This window comes from Streptomyces sp. NPDC043896 (assembly GCF_056435605.1).
The window spans coordinates 87,465-113,012 of the sequence record NZ_JBWKEE010000023.1; the positions used below are offsets into that span (position 1 = coordinate 87,465).

Here is a 25,548-nt window from a genome sequence, read left to right on the forward strand (position 1 = left end):
CTTCTGGGCGACGAGACGAGGACAGGTCAGAGCAGGGCGGCGCGCGGTCCGTCGGGCTCCTGGAGCCGGCGGTCCGTCACCTTGCGGGCGAGCGCCTGCGACTCGTCCTCGTCCAGCCTGCGGAAGCCCTCGTCGGTGATGACGGTGACGATGGGGAAGATCTTGCGGTACAGGTCCGGGCCGCCGGTCGCCGAGTCGTCGTCGGCGGCGTCGTACAGCGCCTGCACGACCAGCGTGGTGGCCTGCTCCTCCGTCAGGTCGGGACGGTAGAGCTTCTTCATCGAGCCCCGGGCGAAGATCGAACCGGAGCCGGTGGCGGCGTAGCCGTGCTCCTCGGAGCGGCCGCCCGTCACGTCGTAGGAGAAGATCCGGCCCTTCTCCTTGCCCTCGTCGTACCCCGCGAAGAGCGGGACCACGGCCAGACCCTGCATGGCCATGCCCAGATTGCTCCGGATCATGGTCGAGAGCCGGTTCGCCTTGCCCTCGAGCGACAGCGTCGCCCCTTCGACCTTCTCGAAGTGCTCCAGCTCCAGCTGGAACAGCTTGACCATCTCCACGGCCAGGCCGGCCGTACCGGCGATGCCGACCGCGGAGTACTCGTCGGCCGGGAACACCTTCTCGATGTCCCGCTGCGCGATCATGTTCCCCATGGTCGCCCGCCGGTCACCGGCGAGCACGACCCCGCCGGGGAAGGTCGCCGCGACGATGGTCGTCCCGTGCGGCGCCTCGACGATCCCCTCGGGGAGCTGCCGGTTCCCCGGCAGCATCTCGGGCGCGTGCGCGCCCAGGAAGTCCATGAAGGACGACGACCCCGGCGTCAGGAAGGCTGCCGGTAGACGCCCTGTGCTACGAGTGTTGGGTTCCACAGGTTTCCTTCCACGTAAGCGGCTGCACGCCGTATGACGTCCGGCCGATCCTTGAACTGCCCCAGGGCTGCGTTGCAGCTGAAGCACAGTACGCCTCGGACCTTACCCGTCTGATGATCGTGATCCACGTGCTCGGCGGGGGCCTCCCGGCATAGAAGACACGTCCCGCCCTGCGCCGCGATCATGTCATCACGCTCAGCTTCGGTGATCCCGTAGTGACGCTTGAAGTACGAGGCCCGGTTACGCTGCGCCCGGCATTCCCGGCAATAGCTGGCCCAACCGTCCGAGCTGGTCTTGTTGCGTTCCCAGTCCGAGTGGGGCTTGATCTCCCCGCACTGGGGACATCTTTTATGACCGGACGGCACGGGTATCTTGACCCGGACCGTCCGCCCCTTCGCTTCTTGGCGCGCCTTGTAGTGCTCGGCTTGGCACTCACGGCAGTACGCCTGAAGGCCGTCCCGCATGGAGCGATTGCTCGCAAAGCCCTCGCGCGGTTGAACGCGCTTACACCGCGAGCAGCGTTTCATACCCTCAGGGACCACTTCGGCCACCACACCCCCCAAACCTTCATTTCGAAGGTCAAATGGCCTAAGCAACCCCTACTGGCCACCCTTTTGCACGAACGACCTCACGAAATCCTCGGCGTTCTCCTCCAAGACATCATCGATTTCGTCGAGGACGGAGTCGACGTCGTCGGAGAGCTTCTCCTGCCGCTCCTTGAGGTCGGACTGCGCTTCCGCGGCCTGCTCCTCGACCTCTTCGGTCGAGCGAGTGGCCTTCTGCTGTCCGCCGCCGGTGTCCTTGGTCGCCATGTCTACCTCACCCCGCTCGGTTCGCACGCTCACACGGAGAGACCCCGGGATTCGGGACCTCTCAAGATCAGACCCTACGCCGGACCCTACAAGGAGGGCCCGGCATTCGTCCCCGTACTTTCACAACGTCCGGGTTCCTTCATGATTCCCCGGGCGGAGGCCCTTCAGGCCCCTTCACTGCCCCGAAAGCACCCGGACCAGGTCCTCCGCCGTGCGGCAGCGGTCCAGGAGCTCCTTGACGTGGTTCCGGGTCCCCCGCAGGGGTTCCATGGTCGGGACCCTCTGGAGGGAGTCCCGGCCCGGGAGGTCGAAGATCACCGAGTCCCAGGAGGCCGCCGCCACGTCGTCCGCGTACTGCTCCAGGCACCGGCCCCGGAAGTAGGCCCGGGTGTCCTCCGGGGGCTTGCTCTCGGCCCGCTCGACGGCCGGCTCCTCCAGCAGCCGCTTCATCTTCCCGCGGGCGACCAGACGGTTGTACAGGCCCTTCTCGGGCCGTACGTCCGAGTACTGCAGGTCCACCAGGTGCAGGCGCGCCGCGTCCCAGCCCAGGCCGTCGCGGCGCCGGTAGCCCTCCAGGATCTCCCGCTTGGCGATCCAGTCGAGCTCCCCCGCCAGGCTCATCGGGTCGGTCTCCAGCCGGCCCAGCACGTCCTCCCAGCGGCTCAGGACGTCCTTGGTCTGCTCGTCGGCGTCCGTCCCGAAGCGCTCGTCCACGTACTTCCTGGCCAGCTCGAAGTACTCCATCTGGAGCTGTACGGCGGTCAGGGTGCGTCCGCTGCGCAGCGTGATGAGGTACTGGAGGTCCGGGTCGTGGGAGACGTGGTGGAGGGTGCGTACGGGCTGGTCCACGGCGAGGTCGACGTTGATGAACCCGTCCTCGATCATGGACAGGACCAGTGCGGTCGTGCCGAGCTTGAGGTACGTGGAGATCTCGGAGAGGTTCGCGTCGCCGATGATCACGTGGAGGCGGCGGTACTTCTCGGCGTCCGAGTGGGGCTCGTCGCGGGTGTTGATGATGGGGCGCTTGAGGGTGGTCTCCAGCCCGACCTCGACCTCGAAGTAGTCCGCGCGCTGGCTGATCTGGAAGCCGTGCTCGCGGCCGTCCTGGCCGATGCCGACGCGGCCGGCGCCGGTCACGACCTGGCGGGAGACGAAGAAGGGGGTCAGGTGGCGCACGATGTCCGAGAAGGGGGTCTCCCGCTTCATCAGGTAGTTCTCGTGCGTGCCGTAGGAGGCGCCCTTGTTGTCGGTGTTGTTCTTGTAGAGGTGGATCGGCTGGGCGCCGGGCAGCTGGGCGGCCCGCTCGGCGGCTTCCGCCATGATCCGCTCGCCGGCCTTGTCCCAGAGCACGGCGTCGAGGGGGTTGGTGACCTCGGGCGAGCTGTACTCGGGGTGCGCGTGGTCGACGTAGAGCCGTGCGCCGTTCGTCAGGATGACGTTGGCGAGGCCGATGTCCTCGTCGGTGAGCTGGCTGCTGTCGGCGGCCTCGCGGGCGAGGTCGAAGCCGCGGGCGTCCCGCAGCGGATTCTCCTCCTCGAAGTCCCAGCGGGCGCGTCGCGCCCGGTGCATCGCCGCCGCGTACGCGTTGACGATCTGGGACGAGGTGAGCATGGCATTGGCGTTCGGGTGCCCCGGAACGGAGATCCCGTACTCCGTTTCGATCCCCATTACTCGCCGTACGGTCATGCGGCCCTCCTTGCCCGGCGGCGCTCCCGTTCGGGAGCGGCGCTCAAGTACCGCTGGTGCTCCGGTGCGTCGTGTGCGGTGCCCGTCCCCGCACTGCGCGACCGGCGGTACGGAAGAGCCTAGAACCACTCCGCGCTGGTGGGGAGATCATTTCAGTCATTGGCTTCGCCTTGTCCCCGGCTGAAAAAGTCGGCCGGTAAGGCTTGGGGCGATCGGCGGAAATACGGGCGGTAAAGCAGCCGGCCGCGGGTGCCAGGTGAGGCACCCGCGGCCGCCTCGCTTCGTCAGAGGTACTGACCCGTGTTCGCCACCGTGTCGATGGAGCGTCCGGTGTCCGCGCCTTGCTTTCCGGTGACGAGCGTGCGGATGAATACGATCCGCTCGCCCTTCTTTCCGGAGATGCGGGCCCAGTCGTCCGGGTTGGTGGTGTTGGGCAGGTCCTCGTTCTCCTTGAACTCGTCCACGCACGCCTGGAGGAGGTGGGAGACCCTGAGGCCCTTCTGGTTGTGCTCGAGGAAGGCCTTGATGGCCATCTTCTTGGCCCGGTCCACGATGTTCTGGATCATGGCGCCGGAGTTGAAGTCCTTGAAGTAGAGGACTTCCTTGTCGCCGTTGGCGTACGTGACCTCGAGGAAGCGGTTCTCCTCGGTTTCGGCGTACATCTGCTCGACGACGGTCTGGATCATGCTGTGGACGGCCACCTCGGGCGAGCCCGAGTGTTCGCTGAGGTCGTCCGTGTGGAGCGGGAGCGAGGCCTTGAGGTACTTGGCGAAGATGTCCTTCGCCGCTTCGGCGTCCGGGCGCTCGATCTTGATCTTCACGTCGAGGCGTCCGGGCCGCAGGATGGCCGGGTCGATCATGTCCTCGCGGTTGGAGGCGCCGATGACGATGACGTTCTCCAGGCCTTCCACGCCGTCGATCTCGGCGAGCAGCTGGGGGACGATGGTGTTCTCCACGTCCGAGCTGACTCCGGATCCGCGGGTGCGGAAGAGGGATTCCATCTCGTCGAAGAAGACGATGACGGGGGTGCCCTCGCTCGCCTTCTCCCGGGCACGCTGGAAGACGAGGCGGATGTGCCGCTCGGTCTCGCCGACGTACTTGTTGAGGAGCTCGGGGCCCTTGATGTTCAGGAAGTACGACTTGCCGGCCGCCTGCCCGGTCACTTCCGCGACCTTCTTGGCAAGGGAGTTGGCGACGGCCTTGGCGATGAGCGTCTTGCCGCAGCCGGGCGGGCCGTAGAGCAGGATGCCCTTCGGGGGCCGCAGTTCGTGCTCCTTGAACAGGTCGGGGTAGAGGTAGGGGAGCTCGACGGCGTCGCGGATCAGCTCGATCTGGTCGCCCAGGCCGCCGATCTTCTCGTAGTCGATGTCCGGGACCTCTTCGAGGACCAGGTCCTCGACCTCGCTCTTGGGGACGACCTCGTAGACGTAGCCGGAGCGGGGTTCGAGCAGGAGGGCGTCGCCGGGGCGGATGGTGATGTCCAGGAGCGGCTCGGCGAGCCTCACCACCCTCTCCTCGTCGGTGTGCCCGACCACCAGGGCGCGCTCGCCGTCCTCCAGGATCTCCTTGAGGGTGACGATGTCCCCGGCCCGCTCGAACTCCATGGCCTCGACCACGTTGAGCGCTTCGTTGAGCATGACCTCCTGGCCGCGCCGGAGCTCTTCCGGGTCGACGCTGGGGCTCACGTTCACGCGGAGCTTCCGCCCGCCGGTGAAGATGTCGACGGTGCCGTCCTCGTTCGCCTGAAGGAAGACACCGAAGCCGGCCGGCGGCTGCGCGAGCCGGTCGACTTCTTCCTTGAGGGCCACGATCTGGTCGCGGGCCTCACGGAGGGTATTCGCCAGTCGTTCGTTCTGCGCGGAGACGCCTGCCAGATTCGTCTGGAGCTCGACGATCCGCTCTTCGAGAATCCTCGTGTGTCGCGGAGAGTCGGCGAGCTTGCGTCGCAGGACGGCGATTTCCTGCTCGAGATAGGCAACCTGGCCAGCGGGGTCCTCAGACCCTCGCCCGGGCCGGATGCCGCGGTTGATGTCGTCGTCGTGGGCTGCCACGGTCCTCACCTCCTCCAAGGGGAGCTGGACGCTTCCTGACCCTACCTGGGCTGGTGGTGATTGAAACCCCTAGATCACAAAGACGGTAGAGGTGTGTCCGATCTTCACCCTTGCGTACTCCCTCACCCCAGGGAAATACCCACCCTTCAACATCGGAAAGCAGCCGGTTGTAAGGTCGAAGCGTTCAACACCCGTCAGGGCCCGCGCGACTTGCCGCGACTTGGGGCCGGGGCGGATCACTCAGAGCAGGAAACGGCAGGAGATATGACCGTGCAGCAGGAGGCCCCGACGGGTGGTTCCGAGGGGGCCGGGGAGCCGCTGGAGGTCTGGATCGACCAGGACCTGTGCACCGGGGACGGCATCTGCGTGCAGTACGCCCCGGAGGTGTTCGAGCTGGACATCGACGGTCTGGCGTACGTGAAGAGCGCCGACGACGAGCTGCTCCAGGAGGCGGGGGCGACCACTCCGGTTCCTCTGCCGCTCCTTCAGGACGTGGTCGACTCGGCGAAGGAATGTCCGGGCGACTGCATCCACGTAAGGCGCGTTTCGGACAGGGTCGAGGTGTACGGCCCGGACGCGGAGTGACGGTTCAAACACGTCCGGCGGCCGAGTCCGTCAGCTCCTGGCGGAATTTCCCGCCGGTCCAGCGCCACTTGGCGAGCTGCTTCAGGTCGGGGCTGTAGCGCGGTACGGATGGCGAGGAGTAGCCGAGGAGACCCGCCGTGACGACTCCGTCGCGGACGGTGAGGTCTGTCGCGGTCCGGCGCTGCGCGGCGTCGAGGAGGGTGGCGACGACCCGGGGGGCGGAGCCCTCTTCCGGGCCCCGGGCGAGTACGTAGAGGGCGTGGGGCGGGGTGCCGGAGCCCGCGTCGCAGCGGACGGCCGCCACGGTTTCGGGGCGGCCGTCGCCGTCGAGGTCGCCCTGGGCGGTCGCGGTGACGGTGTGCGGGGCGCCCTTGCAGTCCAGGGGGTACGCGGCGGCGTGCGCGTCGGGGGCCGCGGGCGGCGGACCGCCGCCGGGGCCGGCAGCGGGGGTGGCTCCGGTGGCCCGGCCGGGCTGGAGCAGTCCGGCGCCGGTTATGACGGCGGCGAGGGCGGTGGCCGTGGCGAGCCAGTGGACGGGCCTGGTGCGACGGTGCGCCAGGTCGGTGGGGCTGTGCAGCACGCCGGGTGTCTCCTGTGCGAAGGGTGACGGGGAGCCAGCATCGTGCCACACGTCACACAGGAGTGGAACGGCCGGGTCCGCACGCGCACGACACTGTGCCCCGACAACGAAAAGGCGCTGTGGCGCAGTTCCCGGATCAGCCGGGGAACTGCGCCACAGCGCTTTCGTGTTGGCGGGGTGCGCTACGCGGAGCGGTCGCTGCCGGGGCCCTCGTAGTCCTCGCCGTAGGCGCCCTTGGAGGGGCGGCGGCGGCGCATGGGGGGCTCGACGCCGTCGGCGAGGCGGCGGGCGGTGACCAGGAAGCCGGTGTGGCCGATCATCCGGTGGTCGGGGCGGACGGCGAGGCCTTCGACGTGCCAGTTGCGGATCATCGATTCCCACGGCTGCGGCTCGGCGTAGCAGCCGAACTCGCGGATGGACTCGACGGTGCGCGAGAGCTGGGTGGTGGTGGCCACGTAGCAGCAGAGGATGCCGCCGGGGACGAGGGCCTTGGAGACGGCCTCCAGGCACTCCCAGGGGGCGAGCATGTCGAGGATGACGCGGTCGACGTCGGTGTCGGACAGGTTGTCCTGGAGGTCGCCGACGGTCAGCTGCCACGCGGGGTGGGGGCCGCCGAAGTAGCGCTCGACGTTGGCCGTGGCGATCTCGGCGAAGTCCGCGCGGCGCTCGTAGCTGTGGAGCATGCCCTGGTCGCCGATGGCGCGCAGCAGGAAGCTGCTGAGGGAGCCGGAGCCCACTCCGGCTTCCACGACGCGGGCGCCGGGGAAGATGTCGGCGAAGGCCAGGATCTGGCCCGCGTCCTTGGGGTAGACCACGGCGGCACCGCGGGGCATGGACAGGACATAGTCGGGGAGCAGGGGGCGCAGCGCGAGGTACGCGACGTTCCCCGTGGTACGGACAACACTGCCCTCGGGAGCACCGATCAGCTCGTCGTGCGGGAAGGAACCCTTGTGGGTGTGGAAATTCTTCCCGGCTTCGAGCGTGAACGTGTAGTGGCGGCCCTTGGGGTCGGTGAGCTGAACCTGGTCCCCGACCTCGAAGGGCCCGCGTCGGCGGGCGGCACCGGTCGGTTCGGACATGTGACCAGTGTATTGGCTTCAGGACTGGGGCCGCGCCATGGCCTTCACGAAGGCCTTTTCGACGTCGAGGGCGGACAGGACGCCGTAGATCTCGCCGGTGGGTTCGATGACGAGGTACTCGGTGGCGGGGGTGGCGCGGAGGTGGTCGAGGAGTTCCTCGCCGGTGAGCTCGGCGGAAACCTTCATGCCGTCGGTGAGGTCCTGGGCGAGGGTGCTGACGGCGACCCAGGGGCGGCGGTGTTCGGGGACCGAGGCGATGGCGGTCTCGCGGACGATGGCGGTGGGGTCGCCCTGGCCGTCGACGACGACGAGGGCGCGGGCGCCGGCTTCGTTGGCGCGGCGGAGGGCTTCGGAGAGGGGGGTGGCGGTGGGGACGGGGATGGCGCGGCGGGTGAGGGTGCGGGCGCGGAGTTCGGGGAGGTGTTCGCGCAGGCGTGCCATGCGCAGGCTGTTGCCGGCGCCGGTCCAGATGATCGCGGCGAGGATCGCGGCGAGGAGGGCGTCCATGACGGTGTCCATGCCGCCGATCTCGCGGGTGGGGTTGCCGAGGACGCCGGTCTGGGTGAGGAGGGGCAGTCCGATGAGGACGGCGACGGCGAGGGCGCGGCCGACCCAGGCGGCGGCGACGGTGCCGGTCATGGGTTTGCCGGTGATGCCCCAGATGACGGCGCGGAGCATGCGGCCGCCGTCGAGGGGGAGGCCGGGGAGGAGGTTGAAGGCGGCGACGAGGAGGTTGGAGATCATCAGGCCGGCGAGCAGGACGCCGGGGACGGTGGCGGGGTGGACGGCGTTCATGCCGAGGTAGAAGGCTCCGGCGAGGGCGAGGGAGAGGAGGGGGCCGACGAAGGCGAGGACGAATTCGCGGCCGGGGGTCTCGGATTCCTTCTCGATCTCGGAGACTCCGCCGAAGAACTGGAGCTGGATGCGGCGCACGGGGAGTTTGAAGCGGAGCGCGGCGATGGTGTGCGCCAGTTCGTGGACGAGGACGGAGGCGTAGAAGGCGACGGCGAAGAAGAGGGAGACGAGGTAGCGGGCCGGGCCGAGGTCGGGCAGGACCCGGTCGAGCTGGTCTCCGAAGACCCAGGTGATGAGTGCGGCGACGAGGAACCAGCTGGGCGAGACGTAGACGGGTACGCCGAAGGGGCGGCCCATGAGGATGCCGCCGCCCGGTTCGGAGCGCTTGCCCTTGCGCTCGCCGGTTTCGTCGGTGTCTGCCACGGTTTTCCTTCGTTCGTGCGGTGCTTCCAGTGTGGTCCACGTCGCGTCCGGGGCGCGGTGCGCTGTTGCGCGGTGTGATGCTCCGATCATGCAGTGCGAGGGGCCAGTAGTCGATGGTATGCGCGTGCTGTCCGTTCCGGGTCGTAGGGTTTTACGCATGACGACGACCCCCGGTGCCGGTTCCGCAGATGCTTCTTCGGGTGTTTCCCGGCCGACCTCGCTGTCCCCTTCGCGGGCCGGTGACTTCATGCAGTGTCCGTTGCTGTACCGGTTCCGGGTGATCGACCGGCTTCCGGAGAAGCCGAGTGCGGCGGCGACGCGGGGGACGCTGGTGCACGCGGTGCTGGAGCGGCTCTTCGATCATCCGGCGCACGAGCGGACGGTGCCGCGGGCGAAGGCGCTGCTGCCGGGGCAGTGGGACCGGCTGCTGGAGGCGAAGCCGGAGCTGGCGGAGCTCTTCCCGGAGGGGGATGGCGGGGAGGGGCTGGCGCGTTGGCTGTCGGAGGCGGAGGCGCTGGTGGAGCGCTGGTTCACGCTGGAGGACCCGACGCGGCTGGAGCCGGTGGAGCGGGAGTTCTTCGTGGAGACGGAGCTGGAGTCGGGGCTGCGGCTGCGCGGGATCATCGACCGGGTGGACGTGGCGCCGACGGGTGAGGTGCGGATCGTCGACTACAAGACGGGCAAGGCGCCGCGGCCGGAGTACGCGGAGGGCGCGTTGTTCCAGATGAAGTTCTACGCGCTGGTGGTGTGGCGGTTGCGGCAGGTGGTGCCGCGGCGGCTCCAGCTGGTGTACCTGGGCAGCGGGGACGTGCTGACGTACGACCCGGTGCCGGCGGACCTGGAGCGGGTGGAGCGCAAGCTGCACGCGCTGTGGGAGGCGATCCGTGAGGCGACGGAGACGGGTGACTGGCGGCCGCGGCCGACGAAGCTGTGCGGCTGGTGTGATCATCAGGCGGTGTGTCCGGAGTTCGGGGGCACTCCCCCGGTGTACCCGCTGGTGGTCTCCCCCAGGAGCGGGGCGGATCGCCCGGCGGATTCCTGATCGTCCGGTCAGGGCAGAATGGGCGGCGTCTCCCGTTGCCGCCCGATGAATACGAGGTACCCCGTGGCGATCCGCGTCCTGCTGGTCGACGACCAGCCACTGCTGCGCACCGGCTTCCGGATGATCCTGGAGGCGGAGCAGGACCTGGTGGTGGTGGGTGAGGCTGGGGACGGTCTGCAGGCGCTGGAGCAGGTGCGGGCGCTGCAGCCGGACGTGGTGCTGATGGACATCCGGATGCCGCGGATGGACGGGGTGGAGGCGACGCGGCAGATCACCGGGCCGGACCGGAACGGTCCGGCGAAGGTGCTGGTGCTGACCACCTTCGACCTGGACGAGTACGTGGTGGAGGCGCTGCGGGCGGGGGCGAGCGGGTTCCTGCTGAAGGACGCCCCGGCGAACGAGCTGGTGCAGGCGATCCGGGTGGTGGCGGCGGGTGAGGCGATGCTCGCGCCCAGCATCACGCGGCGGCTGCTGGACAAGTACGCGGGGCACCTGCCGTCGGGTGAGGAGAGCGTTCCGGACGTGCTGGGGACGCTGACCGAGCGTGAGGTGGAGGTGCTGAAGCTGGTGGCCCGGGGGCTGTCGAACGCCGAGATCGCGGCGGACCTGTTCGTGAGCGAGACGACGGTGAAGACGCATGTGGGGCACGTGCTGACGAAGCTGGGGCTGCGCGACCGGGTGCAGGCGGCGGTGTACGCGTACGAGAGCGGTCTGGTGCGTCCGGGCGCGCAGTAGCCGCCGGGTTCGGGTACGGGTCCGCCCCGGCACCCCTCGCGGGGTGCCGGGGCGGACGTGTGTCCGGGGCGGGTCAGCCCTTGCTGATCTCCCAGAAGCGGAAGACCGTGGAGGCGTCCAGGGACCACTGGAGGCCGGTCACGTTCTGGCGGGCGACGGCGTACTGCTTGCCCTGCCAGAGCGGGAGGACCGGCAGCTCGTCGGCGACGATGTCCTGGAGGCGGGTGTAGTCCGTGTTGGCCGCGGTGCGGTCGGACTTGGTGGAGGTCGCGGGGATGATGGTCCCGCTGATCTCCTTGTTGTCGTAGTTGTTGTGCAGGACGTTGTCCTGGCCGAAGAACGGCTGGGTGAAGTTGTCGGCGTCCGGGTAGTCGGGGACCCAGCCCTTGACGTAGACGCCGTACTTGCCGGCCTGGATGTCCTTCTCGTACTGCTCGAACTCGACGGACTTGACGTCGGCCTCGAAGAGGCCGCTCTCGTTGAGCTGCTTGGCGATGACCTGGAACTGGTGGTCGGTGGACGGGCCGTAGCGGGCCGGCGTGGACCAGAGGGTGAGCTTGATCTTGCCGGAGATGTTGGCGGCCTTGAGGACCGCCTTGGCCTTCTCGACCTGGGGGCTGCCGCCGTAGCGGTCGAAGTAGGGGGTGGTGTGTCCGGCGATGCCGGCCGGGACGATCGAGTAGAGCGGGGCGGCGGTGCCCGCGTACACGTCCTTGACGAGCGCTTCGCGGTCGACGAGGTAGGCGATCGCCTTGCGGACGGGGAGCTTGCCGACGACGGGGTCGCTGACGTTGAAGACCAGGTGCTGGACTTCGGCGCCGGTGCCCTGGACGACGTCGACCTTGTTGTCGCCGGTCTTGGTGGCGGCGAGGCCGGCGATGTCCTTGGCGGCGAGGCCGCGGAAGGCGAAGTCGACGTCGCCGCTCTCCAGGACGGTCTTCAGGCCGGCCTGGTCGCCGTTGAAGAACTTCAGCGTGACGCCGGTGTTCTTGGCCTTGGCCTTGCCGGTGTAGGAGTCGTTGACCGAGAAGTTGGCGCTCTTCTCGCTGAACGCGTCGAGCTTGTAGACGCCGGAGCCGATCGCCTTGTTGTCGGTGCGGAGCTTGTCGGCCGGGTATTCCTTGTGGTCGACGATGGCGCCCGCACCCGAGGCGATCTTGCTCGGGAAGGTGGCGTCGGACGACTTCAGCTTGAAGACGATGGTCTTCTCGTCGGGCGCCTCGATGCCGGCGATCGACGAGAGCATCACGGCGGGGCCGTTCTCGTCGTTGATCTTCAGCGTGCGCTCGAAGGAGAACTTGACGTCCTTGGAGGTCAGGCTGTTGCCGTTGCTGAACTTCAGGCCGCTGCGCAGGGTGCACTTGTACACCTTGCTGTCGCCGCCCTCGAAGTTGCAGGCCTGGGCGGCGTCGGGCTCGGGGGTGGTGCCGCCCTTGGGGAACGTCAGCAGGGACTGGAAGACGTTGTTGAAGAGCAGCCAGGAGCCCGGGTCGTAGCCCGACGCGGGGTCGACGGACTTCACCTTGTCGGATATGCCCATGACCACGCCCTTGCCGTTGCCGGCGGCGGAGCCGTCCTGCGAACCGCAACCGCTGAGCAGCGCTGCGGCAGTGGCCGCGCCGAGCGGGGCTGCCAACCACTGGTTACGTCTCTTCACGCGAATTCCTTCACAGTCTTGTCTGGTCCTTGCGCCGGCCTGCGACGTCCGCCGCCGGTTACTGCCGGTCTCAGCCGCTGACACCCCGGCCGAGTTCCCACAGCTGGAGGTCGGAGATGGCGTTGACCGACCATTCCACTCCGGTGATCCCGTCGCGTGCGGCGACGTACTGCTTGCCCTGCCACAGCGGCAGGACGGGTACGTCCTCGGCGACGATGTCCTGCATGTCCGTGATCGCGGGCCCGGCGACGTTGCGGTCGGCCGCGCGGCGGGATTCGGGGATGAGCCTGGTGCGCACCGTGCTGTTGGCGTACGGCGTGCCCAGGAAGTTGTCCTGCTCCAGGAACGGGGCGAGGAAGTTGTCGGGGTCCGGGTAGTCGGGGAACCAGCCGAGCCCGTAGGCGGCGTAGTCGCCCTTCTTCTGGGCGGGGCGGAAGGTGCCCCACTCGTTGCCCTGGACGGTGATGTCGAACAGCTGGGTGGAGTTCAGCTGGGTCTTGAGGGCCTCGAACTCGGCGGCGGTGCCGTCGCCGTAGTGGTCCGTGGTGTAGTTCAGGGTCAGCTTGACGGGGGTCTTGACCCCGGCGGCCTTGAGGATCTCGGCGGCCTTGGCGGTGTTGGCCTCGCCGTACTTGTTGAAGAACGAGTTGACGTGGCCGGGCACGGCGGTGGGGACCAGCGAGTACAGGGGCTGCGCGGACTTCCCGTAGACCTTGGAGATCACGTTGTTGCGGTCGACGGCGGCGGCGAGGGCCTGGCGGACGGCCTTGTTGCCGACGGCGGGGGCGTCGGTGTTGAAGCCGATGTAGCGGATCTCCAGGCCGGGCATCGGGGTGAGCTTGACGCCCTTGGGCGGGGTCTTCGCGAACTCGGTGATCTGGGCGGGCGACAGGGTGCGGGAGACGACGTGGATCTTCCCGTCGGTGAGCGCCTTGCCCATGGTGGCGGAGTCGTCGAAGGTGCGCAGTTCGACCTTGTCGTTCTGGACCTTGATGTCGCCCTTGTAGTTCGGGTTCTTCGTGAAGACGGCGCGGACGAGGTGGTTGTCCTTGACCTCGGCCTTCATCGTGTACGGGCCGGAGCCGTCGACGGCGAAGCCGGGGCGGAGCTTCCTGGCCTCGTAGTTCTTCTCGCTGACGATGCCGGCGGCGGGGGTCGCGAGCTTGTACGGGAAGGTCGCGTCGGCGGTCTTCAGGTGGAAGACGACGGTGTCGGTGCCCTTGGTCTCGACGGTGTCGAGGGTGGAGAGGAGGGCGGAGGGGCCGTTCTCGTCCTTGATGGCGCGGACCCGGTCGATGGAGAACTTCACGTCCTTGGCGGTGACCGGGTCGCCGCCGGCGAACTTCAGGCCGGGCCGCAGGGTGCAGCGGTAGCTCTCGTTGCCGGAGTCGGTGAAGCGGCAGTCGGAGGCCGCTTCGGGGACGGGCTGGCCGCCGCCGCGCGGGGTGCGCATCAGCGTCTGGACGGTCTGGCGCAGTACGTTCCAGGCGCCGGCGTCGTAGGCGTAGGCGGGGTCGAAGGGGGCGGGGGCGTAGTCGGCGGCCTCGAACCGGTCGGTGGTACCGACGACGATCGCTCCGGACGCTGCTCCTCCGCCACTCGCGCTGCCGCAGGCGGACAGCGCGGGGGTGAGCAGGCCGATCGCGGCCGTCAGCACCATGGTCTTGCGGTTCATGCTGGAAGTACTCCCTCACCCGGCACTTGTTCAAAGCGGCGTAGAGGGCACTGCGCGGCGGTCGCCCGTTCAGGGCGGAACGATCGGGCCGGTGTTTGACGATCGGTCCACGCGCGTACCGGCACAGGGGTGTGCGTCCGGTACGGCAAGGGTGCGTGCGGAGTGCCCGCGTCGACATTAGTGGGCTGGGGCGGGATGGCTGGAACTGGCAGGAGTTGGGGTGTAATCGCACCGTGATGGGTGCGGACTTACCGCTTATGCCGGAGTCCTCGCAGATGCGGTCAGGAGATGATCAATCCGGACACAAAGGAAGCCCCCGGAGCCGGTGACCGGGCTCGGCGGGGGCTTCCCGGGTGACCAAGGTCACCTGGAATTCCGCTGACGGAGAGGATGGAATTTCGGCCTCCGGGGTTAAGGGCGGAAGATCCTCTCGTCGGATCTCAGGCTCGCCCCCGTTCTGTTCGGTACGGAGCGTGCGCGCTCAGTTCATCGTAGTGATGAGCGAGCGCAGGAAGGTGAGGTCGACGTCCTCCAGCGAGCGCACGATGGTGCGGCCGGGCGCGGGCTCGATGACGCCGACGGAGGGCACGGCCACGACCCGGCAGCCCGCGGCCTCGGCCGCGGCGACCCCGGTGGCGGTGTCCTCGATGACGGCGCAGCGCGAGGGGTGCGCGCCGAGGGTGCCGGCGGCGATCAGGTACGGGTCGGGGTGGGGCTTGGTACGGGGCACCTCGTCGCCGGCGACCGTCAGGGTGAAGCGGTCGCGGCCGAGGGTGAGGAGCACCTGGTCGATGACGCGGCGGTGGGAGGCGGAGACCAGGGCGGTGGGCACGTTGTGCCGGGCCAGCTCGCTCAGGAGGCGTTCGGCGCCGGGCATCAGCGGGACCTGGTCGGCGATGCGGGCCTCGAAGCGCTCGTTGAGCAGGACGCTCAGCTCGGCGAGCCCGATGTCGGCTCCGGTGGCTTCGATCAGGAAGGAGGCGCTGCGGCTCATGGGTCCGCCGACGACCACGTCCCGCCAGGACTCGTCCAGGCGGTGGCCCAGCTCGTGGAAGATCTGTGCCTCGATCTCCCACCAGAAGCCCTCGGTGTCGACGAGGGTGCCGTCCATGTCCAGCAGCACCGCCTGCAGAGCATGCCCGTCGGCCGTGCGGGCGACGGGTGCGGGAACGGTGCTGGTCATGCGTACGCCTCTCGTGGGGACGACAAGGCCGGCCACCTCGACCCGCAGGGATCTCCCCCTCGGGAACAGGTGACCGGCCTGTTTGGGACCGACCAGTGTACGCCGGTCCGTGTCAGCGTGCGTTGAAATACTTCGCTTCGGGGTGGTGAATCACCAGAGCGTCGGTGGACTGCTCGGGGTGCAGCTGGAACTCCTCCGAGAGGTGGACGCCGATCCGCTCCGGCTGGAGGAGGTCGGCGATCTTCGCCCGGTCCTCCAGGTCGGGGCAGGCGCCGTAGCCGAGGGAGAAGCGGGCCCCCCGGTACTTGAGGTCGAACATGTCCTCGACCTTCTCGGGGTCCTCGCCGCCGAAGCCGAGCTCGGCGCGGACGCGGGCGTGCCAGTACTCGGCGAGGGCCTCGGCGAGCTGGACGGACAGGCCGTGCAGCTCCAGGTACTCGCGGTAGGAGTCGGACTCGAACAGCTTGGCGGTCGCCTCGCCGATCTTCGAGCCGACGGTGACCACCTGCAGGCCGATGACGTCGGTCTCGCCGGACTCCTCCGGGCGGAAGAAGTCCGCGAGGCACAGGCGGCGGCCGCGGCGCTGGCGCGGGAAGGTGAAGCGGGTCCGCTCGTTGCCCTGGTCGTCGAGGATGATCAGGTCGTCGCCCTTGGAGACGCAGGGGAAGTAGCCGTAGACCACGGCCGCTTCCAGGAGGTTCTCGGTGTGCAGCTTCTCCAGCAGCCCGCGCAGGCGCGGATGGCCCTCGCTCTCGACCAGTTCCTCGTACGTGGCTCCGCCGGCGCGGGCCTGCTTGAGGCCCCACTGGCCCTTGAACAGGGCGCCCTCGTCCAGCCAGGAGGAGTAGTCCTTGAGCGGGATGCCCTTGATGACGCGGGTCCCCCAGAAGGGCGGGGTGGGGACGGGGTTGTCGACGGCCACGTCGGAGCGGCCGCCCGGCTCCTCCGGCTCCTCCACCTGGAGGGCGGGGGTGTCCCGCTTGGGGACGCGGCGCTGCTTGAGCTCGGGCAGGGTGGCGCCGGGGACGCCGCGCTTGACGGCGATCAGGGCGTCCATCAGGCGCAGGCCCTCGAACGCGTCGCGGGCGTAGCGGACTTCGCCCTCGTAGATCTCGTGGAGGTCCTGCTCGACGTAGGCGCGGGTCAGGGCGGCACCACCGAGGATCACCGGGTAGTCGGCCGCCAGCTTGCGCTGGTTGAGCTCCTCCAGGTTCTCCTTCATGATCACCGTGGACTTCACCAGCAGGCCGGACATGCCGATCACGTCGGCCTTGTGCTCCTGCGCCGCTTCCAGGATCGCGGAGACCGGCTGCTTGATGCCGATGTTGACGACGTTGTAGCCGTTGTTGGTCAGGATGATGTCGACGAGGTTCTTGCCGATGTCGTGGACGTCACCGCGGACGGTGGCCAGGACGATGGTGCCCTTGCCCTCCGCGTCGGTCTTCTCCATGTGCGGTTCGAGGTAGGCGACGGCCGTCTTCATCACCTCGGCCGACTGGAGCACGAACGGCAGCTGCATCTGCCCCGACCCGAACAGCTCACCGACGACCTTCATGCCCTCCAGGAGGGTGTCGTTGACGATGTCGAGGGCCGGACGCGTGGTCAGCGCCTCGTCGAGGTCCGCCTCCAGGCCGTTCTTCTCCCCGTCGATGATCCGCCGCCGCAGCCGCTCCTCCAGCGGCAGGGCGAGCAGCTCCTCGGCACGGCCGGCCTTGAGGGACTTGGTGTTGACGCCCTCGAAGAGGGCCATCAGCTTCTGCAGGGGGTCGTACTCACCCTCACGCCGGTCGTAGATCAGATCCAGTGCCGTGCTGACCTGCTCCTCGTCGAACCGCGCGATCGGCAGGATCTTCGAGGCGTGCACGATCGCCGAATCGAGTCCGGCCTTCACACACTCGTCCAGGAACACCGAGTTCAGCAGGACCCGGGCAGCCGGGTTGAGACCGAAGGAGATGTTCGACAGACCCAAAGTGGTCTGCACCTCCGGGTGACGCCGCTTGAGCTCGCGGATCGACTCGATCGTCGCGATCCCGTCCCTGCGGGACTCCTCCTGACCCGTGCAGATCGTGAACGTCAGGGTGTCGATCAGGATGTCCGACTCCCGGATCCCCCAGTTGCCGGTCAGGTCCCCGATCAGCCGCTCCGCGATCGCGACCTTGTGCTCGACGGTGCGGGCCTGGCCCTCCTCGTCGATGGTCAGCGCGATCAGCGCCGCACCATGTTCTTGGGCCAGCCGGGTGACCTGCGCGAAACGCGACTCCGGCCCGTCACCGTCCTCGTAGTTCACCGAGTTGATGACCGCACGCCCGCCCAGCTTCTCCAGACCCGCCTGAATCACCGCGACCTCGGTCGAGTCCAGCACGATCGGCAGCGTGGACGCGGTCGCGAAACGGCCGGCGAGTTCCTGCATGTCGGCGACGCCGTCACGGCCGACATAGTCCACGCACAGGTCCAGCATGTGCGCGCCCTCACGGATCTGGTCCCGCGCCATCTCCACACAGTCGTCCCAGCGGCCGTCCAGCATCGCCTCACGGAACTTCTTCGACCCGTTCGCGTTCGTCCGCTCACCGATCGCCATGTACGAGGTGTCCTGCCGGAACGGCACCGTCTGGTACAGCGACGCCGCACCCGGCTCCGGCTGCGGGGTGCGCTCGGTGATCGCCGTGCCCCGGACGCGCTCCACGACCTGCCGCAGATGCTCGGGGGTGGTGCCGCAGCAGCCGCCGACGAGGGAGAGGCCGTACTCGTGGACGAAGGTCTCCTGCGCGTCCGCCAGCTCGGCGGCGGACAGCGGGTAGTGCGCGCCCTGCTTGGTCAGGACGGGCAGGCCGGCGTTCGGCATGCACGAGAGCGGGATCCGGGCGTTGCGGGCGAGGTAACGCAGGTGCTCGCTCATCTCCGCCGGACCCGTCGCGCAGTTCAGACCGATCATGTCGATCCCCAGCGGCTCCAGCGCCGTCAGCGCCGCCCCGATCTCCGAACCCAGCAGCATCGTGCCGGTGGTCTCGACGGTGACGGAGCAGATCAGCGGGACGGTGACGCCGAGGGCCTCCATGGCGCGGCGGGCGCCGATGATGGAGGACTTGGTCTGCAGGAGGTCCTGGGTGGTCTCGACGAGCAGTGCGTCGGCGCCGCCGGAGATCAGGCCCTCGGCGTTGATCTGGTAGGCGTCGCGGATCTGGGCGTAGGTGATGTGGCCCAGGGTGGGCAGCTTGGTGCCGGGGCCGATGGAGCCGAGGACCCAGCGCTGCTGTCCGGTGGAGGCGGTGAACTCGTCGGCGACCTGGCGGGCGATGCGGGCGCCGGCCTCGGACAGCTCGAAGTTGCGTTCGGGGATGTCGTACTCGGCGAGGGCCGCGTAGTTGGCGCCGAAGGTGTTGGTCTCCACGCAGTCCACGCCCACCGAGAAGTACGCCTCGTGGACCGAGCGGACGATGTCCGGGCGGGTGACGTTCAGGACCTCGTTGCAGCCTTCGAGCTGCTGGAAGTCGTCCAGGGAGGGGTCCTGGGCCTGGAGCATGGTTCCCATGGCTCCGTCGGCGACGACCACGCGGGTCGCGAGCGCCTCTCGGAGGGCATCGGCCCGTGTCTGGGTGTCTGCGGGCGGGTTCGGCAACGAGGCCATGGTTGAGCTCCCTGGGCTGCGACGGCTGTCGGCTTTGCACCCTCTGTGTCAAGGGTGCACGCGGTCAGGGTAACCGCGCGGCGGCGGACCCGGTGAGGGCGTCCCACCTGGCGGACTGCATCCTGTGGCCGGGAACCGCGTGGGAGGGTGCCCCGGCACGCCGCACCGCTGAACACCCAACCATGCACGAGGTCGGCATCGACCGATAGTGTTCAGCATTGTCGAACTACGTCAGCAGGAGGCTGCGCGATGGCACGGAACATCCAGTCGCTCGAACGAGCCGCTGCGATGCTGCGGCTCCTGGCCGGCGGGGAGCGCCGGCTGGGTCTCTCGGACGTGGCGTCCGCCCTGGGCCTGGCCAAGGGCACGGCGCACGGGATCCTGCGCACGCTCCAGGCCGAGGGCTTCGTGGAGCAGGACCCGGCCTCCGGGCGCTATCAGCTGGGCGCGGAGCTGCTGCGGCTGGGCAACAGCTACCTGGACGTGCACGAGCTGCGCGCCCGCGCGCTGGTGTGGACGGACGACCTGGCCCGGGCGAGCGGCGAGAGCGTGTACGTCGGGGTGCTCCACCAGAGCGGGGTGCTGATCATGCACCACGTGTTCCGGCCGGACGACAGCCGTCAAGTGCTGGAGGTGGGGGCGATGCAGCCGCTGCACTCCACGGCGCTGGGCAAGGTGCTGTCGGCCTACGACCCGGTGGCGCACACGGAGGCCCTGGACGCGGAGCGGGAGGCCTTCACGCCGCGCACGGTGACCGACGCGGCGGGGTTCGAGGAGGTCCTGGACCTGACCCGGGCGCGCGGCTGGGCGGCCGACGTGGAGGAGACCTGGGAGGGCATCGCCTCGGTGGCGGCGCCCATCCACGACCGGCGGCGGATGCCGGTCGGCGCGGTGGCCGTCGCGGGCGCCGTGGAGCGGGTCTGCGGGGAGTCCGGGGAGCCGCGGGCGGCCCTGGTGGCCTCCGTACGGGACTGCGCGCGGTCGGTTTCGCGCGATCTCGGCGCGGGCCGGTTCTGAGCTTGACCTGACCCCTTCGGTCCACCCGATGGCCCACCTCGTGTGCCGTTCGGGTGGACTTTGGCGTTTTCAGACCATCCATTGGCCTGATTTGGTCGATCGTACCGAGTGGTAACGATCCGGTTCTTTGACCTGGTCGGGCCTTGACGCGTTCTTCACCCAGGCGGAAAACTGCCGTTCATCGGTCGGCATTGTCGAACACCTACCGGCAATACGCGTTAGGGTATGGCGAGGCCATGGACCGGTGAAGCACTCACCGAGTGTGTGGACCACCGGAGGGACCCGGTGTCCGCCCACCCCTGGACGTAAGACAAAGGAGTCGCGGGTGTCCAGCTCCGACATCTTCATCGGCGAGACCATCGGTACCGCCCTGCTCACACTGCTCGGCGGCGGCGTGTGCGCCGCTCTCACGCTCAAGAGCTCCAAGGCCCGCGGCGCGGGCTGGCTCGCGATCACCTTCGGCTGGGGCTTCGCGGTCCTCATCGCCGCCTACGTCTCCGCGCCGCTGTCCGGCGCGCACCTCAACCCGGCGGTCACCGTCGGCATCGCCGTCAAGACCGGCGAGTGGGGTGACGTCCCCGTCTACTTCGCGGGCCAGCTGCTCGGCGCCATGCTCGGCGCGGTCCTGATGTGGATCACCTACTACGGCCAGTTCGCCGCGCACCTGGCGGACCCGGAGAACATCAAGGACGCCAAGCTCGGCCCCGAGGACCCGCACCCGCACGACCAGGCCGGCCCGGTGCTCGGCATCTTCTCCACGGGCCCCGAGATCCGCAACGTGGTCCAGAACCTCACCACGGAGATCATCGGCACCTTCGTCCTCGTCATCGCGATCCTGACGCAGGGCCTCCAGGACGACGGCAAGGGCCTCGGCGTCATCGGCGTCCTGATCACCTCCTTCGTCGTCGTCGGCATCGGCCTCTCCCTCGGCGGCCCGACCGGCTACGCCATCAACCCGGTCCGCGACCTCGGTCCGCGCATCGTCCACGCCCTGCTCCCGCTGCCCAACAAGGGCGGCTCGGACTGGGGGTACTCCTGGATCCCGGTCGTCGGCCCGCTCGTCGGTGCCGCGCTCGCCGGCGGTCTGTACAACATCGCGTTCGCCTGATCAGCTTCGGCCGCGTTCGTAAGATCCGCACCGCCCTCCTGATTCCGCCTACTCAACAGACCTGCCAGGAGCAGCCATCATGACCAGCAGCACCGGCCCCTTCATCGCCGCGATCGACCAGGGCACCACCTCCTCCCGCTGCATCGTCTTCGACCGCGACGGCCGCATCGTCGCCGTCGACCAGAAGGAGCACGAGCAGATCTTCCCGAAGCCGGGCTGGGTCGAGCACGACGCCACCGAGATCTGGACCAACGTCCAGGAAGTCGTCGCCGGCGCCATCGCCAAGGCCGAGATCACCGCCGCCGACGTCAAGGCGGTCGGCATCACCAACCAGCGCGAGACCACCGTCCTGTGGGACAAGAACACCGGCGAGCCGGTGCACAACGCGCTGGTCTGGCAGGACACCCGCACCGACGCCCTGTGCAAGGAGCTCGGCCGCAACGTCGGCCAGGACCGCTTCCGCCGCGAGACCGGCCTGCCGCTGGCGAGCTACTTCGCCGGCCCGAAGGTCCGCTGGCTGCTCGACAACGTCGAGGGCCTGCGCGAGCGCGCCGCGGCCGGGGACATCCTCTTCGGCACCATGGACTCCTGGGTCATCTGGAACCTCACCGGTGGCGCCCAGGGCGGTGCGCACGTCACGGACGTCACCAACGCCTCGCGCACCATGCTGATGAACCTGCACACCCTGGCCTGGGACGAGAAGATCGCGGACTCGATGGGCGTCCCGCTCAACGTGCTGCCCGAGATCAAGTCCTCCGCCGAGGTCTACGGCCACGTCAAGGAAGGCGTCCTCGCCGGCGTCCCGGTCGCCTCGGCGCTCGGTGACCAGCAGGCCGCGCTCTTCGGCCAGACCTGCTTCGCCGAGGGCGAGGCGAAGTCCACCTACGGCACCGGCACGTTCATGCTGATGAACACCGGCGACAAGATCATCAACTCCTACAGCGGCCTGCTGACCACGGTCGGCTACCAGATCGGCGACCAGAAGCCGGTCTACGCCCTGGAGGGCTCCATCGCCGTCACCGGCTCGCTCGTCCAGTGGATGCGCGACCAGATGGGCATGATCAAGACCGCGGCCGAGATCGAGACCCTCGCGCTCTCGGTCGAGGACAACGGCGGCGCCTACTTCGTGCCGGCCTTCTCCGGCCTGTTCGCCCCGTACTGGCGCTCCGACGCCCGCGGTGTGATCGCCGGCCTGACCCGGTACGTCACCAAGGCGCACATCGCCCGTGCCGTCCTGGAGGCCACCGCCTGGCAGACCCGCGAGATCACCGACGCCATGACCAAGGACTCCGGCGTCGAGCTGGCCGCCCTCAAGGTCGACGGTGGTATGACCTCCAACAACCTGCTGATGCAGACGCTCTCGGACTTCCTGGACGCCCCCGTGGTGCGCCCGATGGTCGCCGAGACCACCTGCCTCGGCGCCGCCTACGCCGCCGGCCTGGCCGTCGGCTTCTGGCCCGACACCGACGCCCTGCGCGCCAACTGGCGCCGCGCGGCGGAGTGGACCCCGCGGATGCCCGCCGACCAGCGGGACCGCGAGTACAAGAACTGGCTCAAGGCCGTCGAGCGGTCCATGGGCTGGATCGACGACGAAGACGCCAGCTGACGCACCGGCTGAGTCAATCGACGAGGAGCTGAAAGAGATATGAGCACCCTGCAGAGCGTTCCCGCACTGGGCACGCACCCGACTTCCGGTGCCAACGCGAGCCGCGCGGAGACCCGCGAGCAGCTCTCGAAGGCCACGTACGACCTGCTGGTCATCGGCGGTGGGATCCTGGGCACCTCGGTGGCCTGGCACGCCGCGCAGTCGGGTCTGCGGGTTGCCATGGTGGACGCCGGCGACTTCGCCGGCGCCACCTCCTCGGCCTCCTCGAAGCTCGTCCACGGCGGTCTGCGCTACCTGCAGACCGGCGCGGTCAAGCTGGTGGCGGAGAACCACCACGAGCGGCGGGTGCTGGCCAAGGACGTGGCCCCGCACCTGGTCAACCCGCTCACGTTCTACCTGCCGGTCTACAAGGGCGGTCCGGTGGGTGCGGCCAAGCTGGGCGCGGGCGTCTTCGCCTACTCCGCCCTCTCGGCCTTCGGCGACGGCATGGGCAAGGTCATATCCCCGGCCCGTGCCGTCGCCGACAACCCCGGCCTCAAGACGGACAACCTCAAGGCCGTCGCCGTCTACTACGACCACCAGATGAACGACTCCCGCGTCGCCGTCATGACGGTCCGCGCGGCCGTCGAGTCCGGCGCGGTCGTCCTCAACCACGCCGAGGTCACCGGCCTGCGCATGACGAAGGGCCGGGTCAGCGGAGCAGAGCTCAAGGACCGCCTGGACGGCACCGAGTTCGGGGTCGACGCGCGCGTCGTGCTCAACGCCACCGGCCCGTGGGTGGACCACCTGCGGCGCATGGAAGACAAGCACGCGATGCCGTCGATCCGCCTGTCCAAGGGCGCGCACATCGTCATGAAGCGCAAGTCGCCGTGGAAGGCCGCCATGGCCACCCCGATCGACAAGTACCGCATCACCTTCGCCCTCCCCTGGGAGGACCAGCTGCTGCTCGGCACCACCGACGAGGTGTACGAGGGCGACCCGGCGGACGTGCGCGCCACCGAGGCCGACATCCAGCAGATCCTGGACGAGGCCGCGTTCTCCATCAAGGACGCCGACCTCGACCGCTCGCTCATGACGTACGCCTTCGCCGGCCTGCGCGTGCTGCCCGGCGGCCCCGGCGGCGTCGAGAAGGCCAAGCGCGAGACCGTGGTCTCCGAGGGCGCGGGCGGCATGCTGTCCGTGGCCGGCGGCAAGTGGACCACGTACCGCCACATCGGCCGTGTGGTCATGGACAAGCTCGCCAAGCTCCCGGGCAGCCCGCTGACCGAGGACATGGAGCCGGTGAAGTCCCTCGTACGCCGTGTCCCGCTGCCCGGTGTCGCCAACCCGAACGCGGTCGCGCACCGGCTGCTGGTGGACCGCGAGCCCGGCGCGCGCATGGACCCGCTCACCGCCCGCCACCTGGCCTCGCACTACGGCTCGCTCGCCTTCGACATCGCGCGCCTGGCGAACGAGGACCCGGCGCTGGCCGAGCGCATCCACCCGGACGGTCCGGAGATCTGGGCGCAGGTCGCCTACGCCCGTGACCACGAGTGGGCCGAGACGGTCGACGACGTGCTGCGCCGCCGTACGACGGTGACGGTCCGCGGCCTGGACGACGAGGCCGTGCGCGGCCGCGTCGAGGAGATGCTGAGCCGCAAGGCATAGCTCGTACGCAGGTGGGGAAGAGGGGCGGTTCCGAGGGGAACCGCCCCTCTGTCGTGGGCTGTGGCCGATGTCCCACTAAGGCTTAGGCTGGCCCACGTACGCAAGGAACTTCGGAAGGAGACCTGGGTGATCGAGCTTGAGGGCGTGCCCGAGCTGATCGACCCGGTCATGGTGGCCGCGTTCGAGGGCTGGAACGACGCGGGTGACGCCGCCTCCGGTGCGGTGGCGCACCTGGACCGGGAGTGGAAGGGCGAGGTCTTCGCGGCGCTGGACGCCGAGGACTACTACGACTTCCAGGTCAACCGGCCGACGGTGTGGATGGACAACGGGGTCAGGAAGATCACCTGGCCGACGACGCGGCTGTCCGTGGTCCGGATCGGCGGTGCGAAGCCGCGCGACCTGGTGCTGGTGCGGGGCATCGAACCGTCCATGCGGTGGCGGTCGTTCTGCAACGAGCTGCTCGGGTTCGCCCACGAACTGGGCGTGGAGATGGTCGTCATCCTGGGCGCCCTGCTCGGCGACACCCCGCACACGCGGCCGGTGCCGGTCAGCGGGGTGACCTCGGACGCGGACCTCGCGCGGACGATGGACCTGGAGGAGACGAAGTACGAGGGCCCGACGGGCATCGTCGGCGTGCTCCAGGAGGCCTGCACGCACGCCGGGGTCCCGGCGGTGTCGCTGTGGGCGGCGGTGCCGCACTACGTCTCGCAGCCGCCGAACCCGAAGGCGACGCTGGCGCTGCTGAACCGGCTGGAGGACCTGATCGACATCAGGATCCCGCTCGGTGAACTCCCGGAGGACGCCCGGGCGTGGCAGCTGGGCGTGGACCAACTGGCCGCGGAGGACAGCGAGGTGGCGGAGTACGTCCAGACGCTGGAGGAGGCGCGGGACACCGCGGACCTGCCGGAGGCGTCGGGGGACGCGATCGCCCGGGAGTTCGAGCGGTACCTGAGGCGGCGGGACCCTTCCGCTGCCGCGGAGCAGCCGGGTGACGGGTCGTACCTGCGGGACACGTCCAGCGGCCTGACGCGGCCGCCGCGCCGCAAGCCGGACCCCTCCGGGGAGGAACCCCCGGCCGCGCCGGAGCCGGACGAGCCGGGCGACACCCCGGAGGCGTAGCCCTGCGGGGCGGGCGGTCCGCCGCTGCGCGGTGCGGTCCCCTGCCCGCCCTTCCACCGTTCCCTGGGGCTCCGCCCCAGACCCCGCGCCTCAATCGCCGGCGAGGCTGAATCAGCCTCGCCGGCGATTGAGGCGAGAACGGTTGAAGGGCGGGGCGGGGAGCAGCGCCGCAGGCACCCCCGCGCCCGCGGCTCGTACCCGGTACCCGGCCCCGGGTACCGCGATGCCCCCGGATCCGACGGGACCCGGGGGCATCG

At 69.2% G+C, this 25,548-nt stretch carries 20 protein-coding genes; 8 read left to right on the plus strand and 12 right to left on the minus strand.

Translation table 11 applies throughout. The features are described 5' to 3' along the window. Positions 1-26: 26 nt before the first annotated feature. The 5 genes from prcB to arc all read right to left on the minus strand — a co-directional run bounded on the left by prcB (position 27) and on the right by arc (position 5,415). Positions 27-866 carry a proteasome subunit beta gene (gene prcB / locus AC069X_RS28855; protein ID WP_478732972.1) on the minus strand — a complete coding sequence of 280 codons (840 nt, stop codon included), beginning with the start codon at positions 864-866 and terminating at the stop codon, positions 27-29. After that, the gene (locus AC069X_RS28860) at positions 818-1,393 is read right to left on the minus strand and encodes an endonuclease VII domain-containing protein (RefSeq protein ID WP_478733064.1); all 576 of its coding nucleotides are present in this window, start codon (positions 1,391-1,393) and stop codon (positions 818-820) included. The genes prcB and AC069X_RS28860 overlap by 49 nt, the downstream gene beginning before the upstream one ends. Before the next feature lie 72 nt (positions 1,394-1,465). Continuing rightward, positions 1,466-1,678 carry a ubiquitin-like protein Pup gene (locus AC069X_RS28865; protein ID WP_042803062.1) on the minus strand — a complete coding sequence of 71 codons (213 nt, stop codon included), beginning with the start codon at positions 1,676-1,678 and terminating at the stop codon, positions 1,466-1,468. Between the two features lie 174 nt (positions 1,679-1,852). Beyond that, positions 1,853-3,364 carry a depupylase/deamidase Dop gene (gene dop / locus AC069X_RS28870; protein WP_478732974.1) on the minus strand — a complete coding sequence of 504 codons (1,512 nt, stop codon included), beginning with the start codon at positions 3,362-3,364 and terminating at the stop codon, positions 1,853-1,855. Between the two features lie 284 nt (positions 3,365-3,648). Next, on the minus strand, positions 3,649-5,415 hold the full coding sequence (arc, locus tag AC069X_RS28875) for a proteasome ATPase (RefSeq protein WP_478732976.1): 1,767 nt from the start codon (positions 5,413-5,415) through the stop codon (positions 3,649-3,651). Positions 5,416-5,679: 264 nt separating this feature from the next. On the opposite strand from arc, the gene AC069X_RS28880 reads away from it, so the two are divergent. Beyond that, positions 5,680-6,000: a ferredoxin gene (locus AC069X_RS28880; RefSeq protein WP_478732978.1), complete on the plus strand. Its 321-nt coding sequence runs from the start codon at positions 5,680-5,682 to the stop codon at positions 5,998-6,000. A 4-nt stretch (positions 6,001-6,004) separates the two neighbouring features. On the opposite strand, the gene AC069X_RS28885 is transcribed toward AC069X_RS28880, so the two are convergent. From AC069X_RS28885 to AC069X_RS28895, 3 genes are all read right to left on the minus strand, one after another. Continuing rightward, entirely contained in the window at positions 6,005-6,580 is a 576-nt protein-coding gene (locus AC069X_RS28885; protein ID WP_478732980.1) for a hypothetical protein, read from the minus strand. 182 nt (positions 6,581-6,762) lie between these two features. Beyond that, the gene (locus tag AC069X_RS28890; RefSeq protein ID WP_007263187.1) at positions 6,763-7,659 is read right to left on the minus strand and encodes a tRNA (adenine-N1)-methyltransferase; all 897 of its coding nucleotides are present in this window, start codon (positions 7,657-7,659) and stop codon (positions 6,763-6,765) included. An 18-nt stretch (positions 7,660-7,677) separates the two neighbouring features. After that, complete coding sequence (locus AC069X_RS28895) at positions 7,678-8,967, minus strand: site-2 protease family protein (RefSeq protein WP_478732982.1); 1,290 nt, start codon at positions 8,965-8,967, stop codon at positions 7,678-7,680. A gap of 67 nt (positions 8,968-9,034) precedes the next feature. Between AC069X_RS28895 and AC069X_RS28900 the strand changes: the two genes are divergently transcribed. Both AC069X_RS28900 and AC069X_RS28905 read left to right on the plus strand, forming a co-directional pair. Beyond that, entirely contained in the window at positions 9,035-9,919 is an 885-nt protein-coding gene (locus AC069X_RS28900) for a RecB family exonuclease (protein ID WP_478732984.1), read from the plus strand. Positions 9,920-9,982: 63 nt separating this feature from the next. Further along, positions 9,983-10,654, plus strand: a complete 672-nt coding sequence (locus AC069X_RS28905) for a response regulator (protein ID WP_478732986.1) — start codon at positions 9,983-9,985, stop codon at positions 10,652-10,654. A gap of 73 nt (positions 10,655-10,727) precedes the next feature. Here the strand turns inward: AC069X_RS28905 and AC069X_RS28910 are convergent, their stop codons facing one another. The 4 genes from AC069X_RS28910 to metH form a co-directional block, all read right to left on the minus strand. After that, entirely contained in the window at positions 10,728-12,311 is a 1,584-nt protein-coding gene (locus AC069X_RS28910) for an ABC transporter substrate-binding protein (protein WP_478732988.1), read from the minus strand. Between the two features lie 70 nt (positions 12,312-12,381). Further along, positions 12,382-13,986 (minus strand): ABC transporter substrate-binding protein, encoded by a 1,605-nt coding sequence (locus AC069X_RS28915; RefSeq protein ID WP_478732990.1) that lies wholly within the window; start codon positions 13,984-13,986, stop codon positions 12,382-12,384. 481 nt (positions 13,987-14,467) lie between these two features. After that, positions 14,468-15,169, minus strand: coding sequence for an HAD family hydrolase (locus AC069X_RS28920; protein WP_478732992.1), 702 nt, complete (start codon positions 15,167-15,169; stop codon positions 14,468-14,470). A 112-nt stretch (positions 15,170-15,281) separates the two neighbouring features. Further along, positions 15,282-18,794, minus strand: a complete 3,513-nt coding sequence (metH, locus tag AC069X_RS28925) for a methionine synthase (RefSeq protein WP_478732994.1) — start codon at positions 18,792-18,794, stop codon at positions 15,282-15,284. 249 nt (positions 18,795-19,043) lie between these two features. Here metH and AC069X_RS28930 point away from each other — a divergent pair, with 249 nt between their 5' ends. From AC069X_RS28930 to AC069X_RS28950, 5 genes are all read left to right on the plus strand, one after another. Then, positions 19,044-19,811, plus strand: coding sequence for an IclR family transcriptional regulator (locus tag AC069X_RS28930; protein WP_478732996.1), 768 nt, complete (start codon positions 19,044-19,046; stop codon positions 19,809-19,811). A 325-nt stretch (positions 19,812-20,136) separates the two neighbouring features. After that, positions 20,137-20,919, plus strand: coding sequence for an MIP/aquaporin family protein (locus tag AC069X_RS28935; protein WP_478732998.1), 783 nt, complete (start codon positions 20,137-20,139; stop codon positions 20,917-20,919). A 79-nt stretch (positions 20,920-20,998) separates the two neighbouring features. Beyond that, positions 20,999-22,525, plus strand: a complete 1,527-nt coding sequence (gene glpK / locus AC069X_RS28940) for a glycerol kinase GlpK (RefSeq protein WP_478733000.1) — start codon at positions 20,999-21,001, stop codon at positions 22,523-22,525. A gap of 39 nt (positions 22,526-22,564) precedes the next feature. Next, positions 22,565-24,172 (plus strand): glycerol-3-phosphate dehydrogenase/oxidase, encoded by a 1,608-nt coding sequence (locus AC069X_RS28945; RefSeq protein ID WP_478733002.1) that lies wholly within the window; start codon positions 22,565-22,567, stop codon positions 24,170-24,172. 126 nt (positions 24,173-24,298) lie between these two features. Then, positions 24,299-25,291, plus strand: a complete 993-nt coding sequence (locus AC069X_RS28950) for a PAC2 family protein (RefSeq protein ID WP_478733004.1) — start codon at positions 24,299-24,301, stop codon at positions 25,289-25,291. The last annotated feature ends 257 nt before the right edge of the window (positions 25,292-25,548 follow it).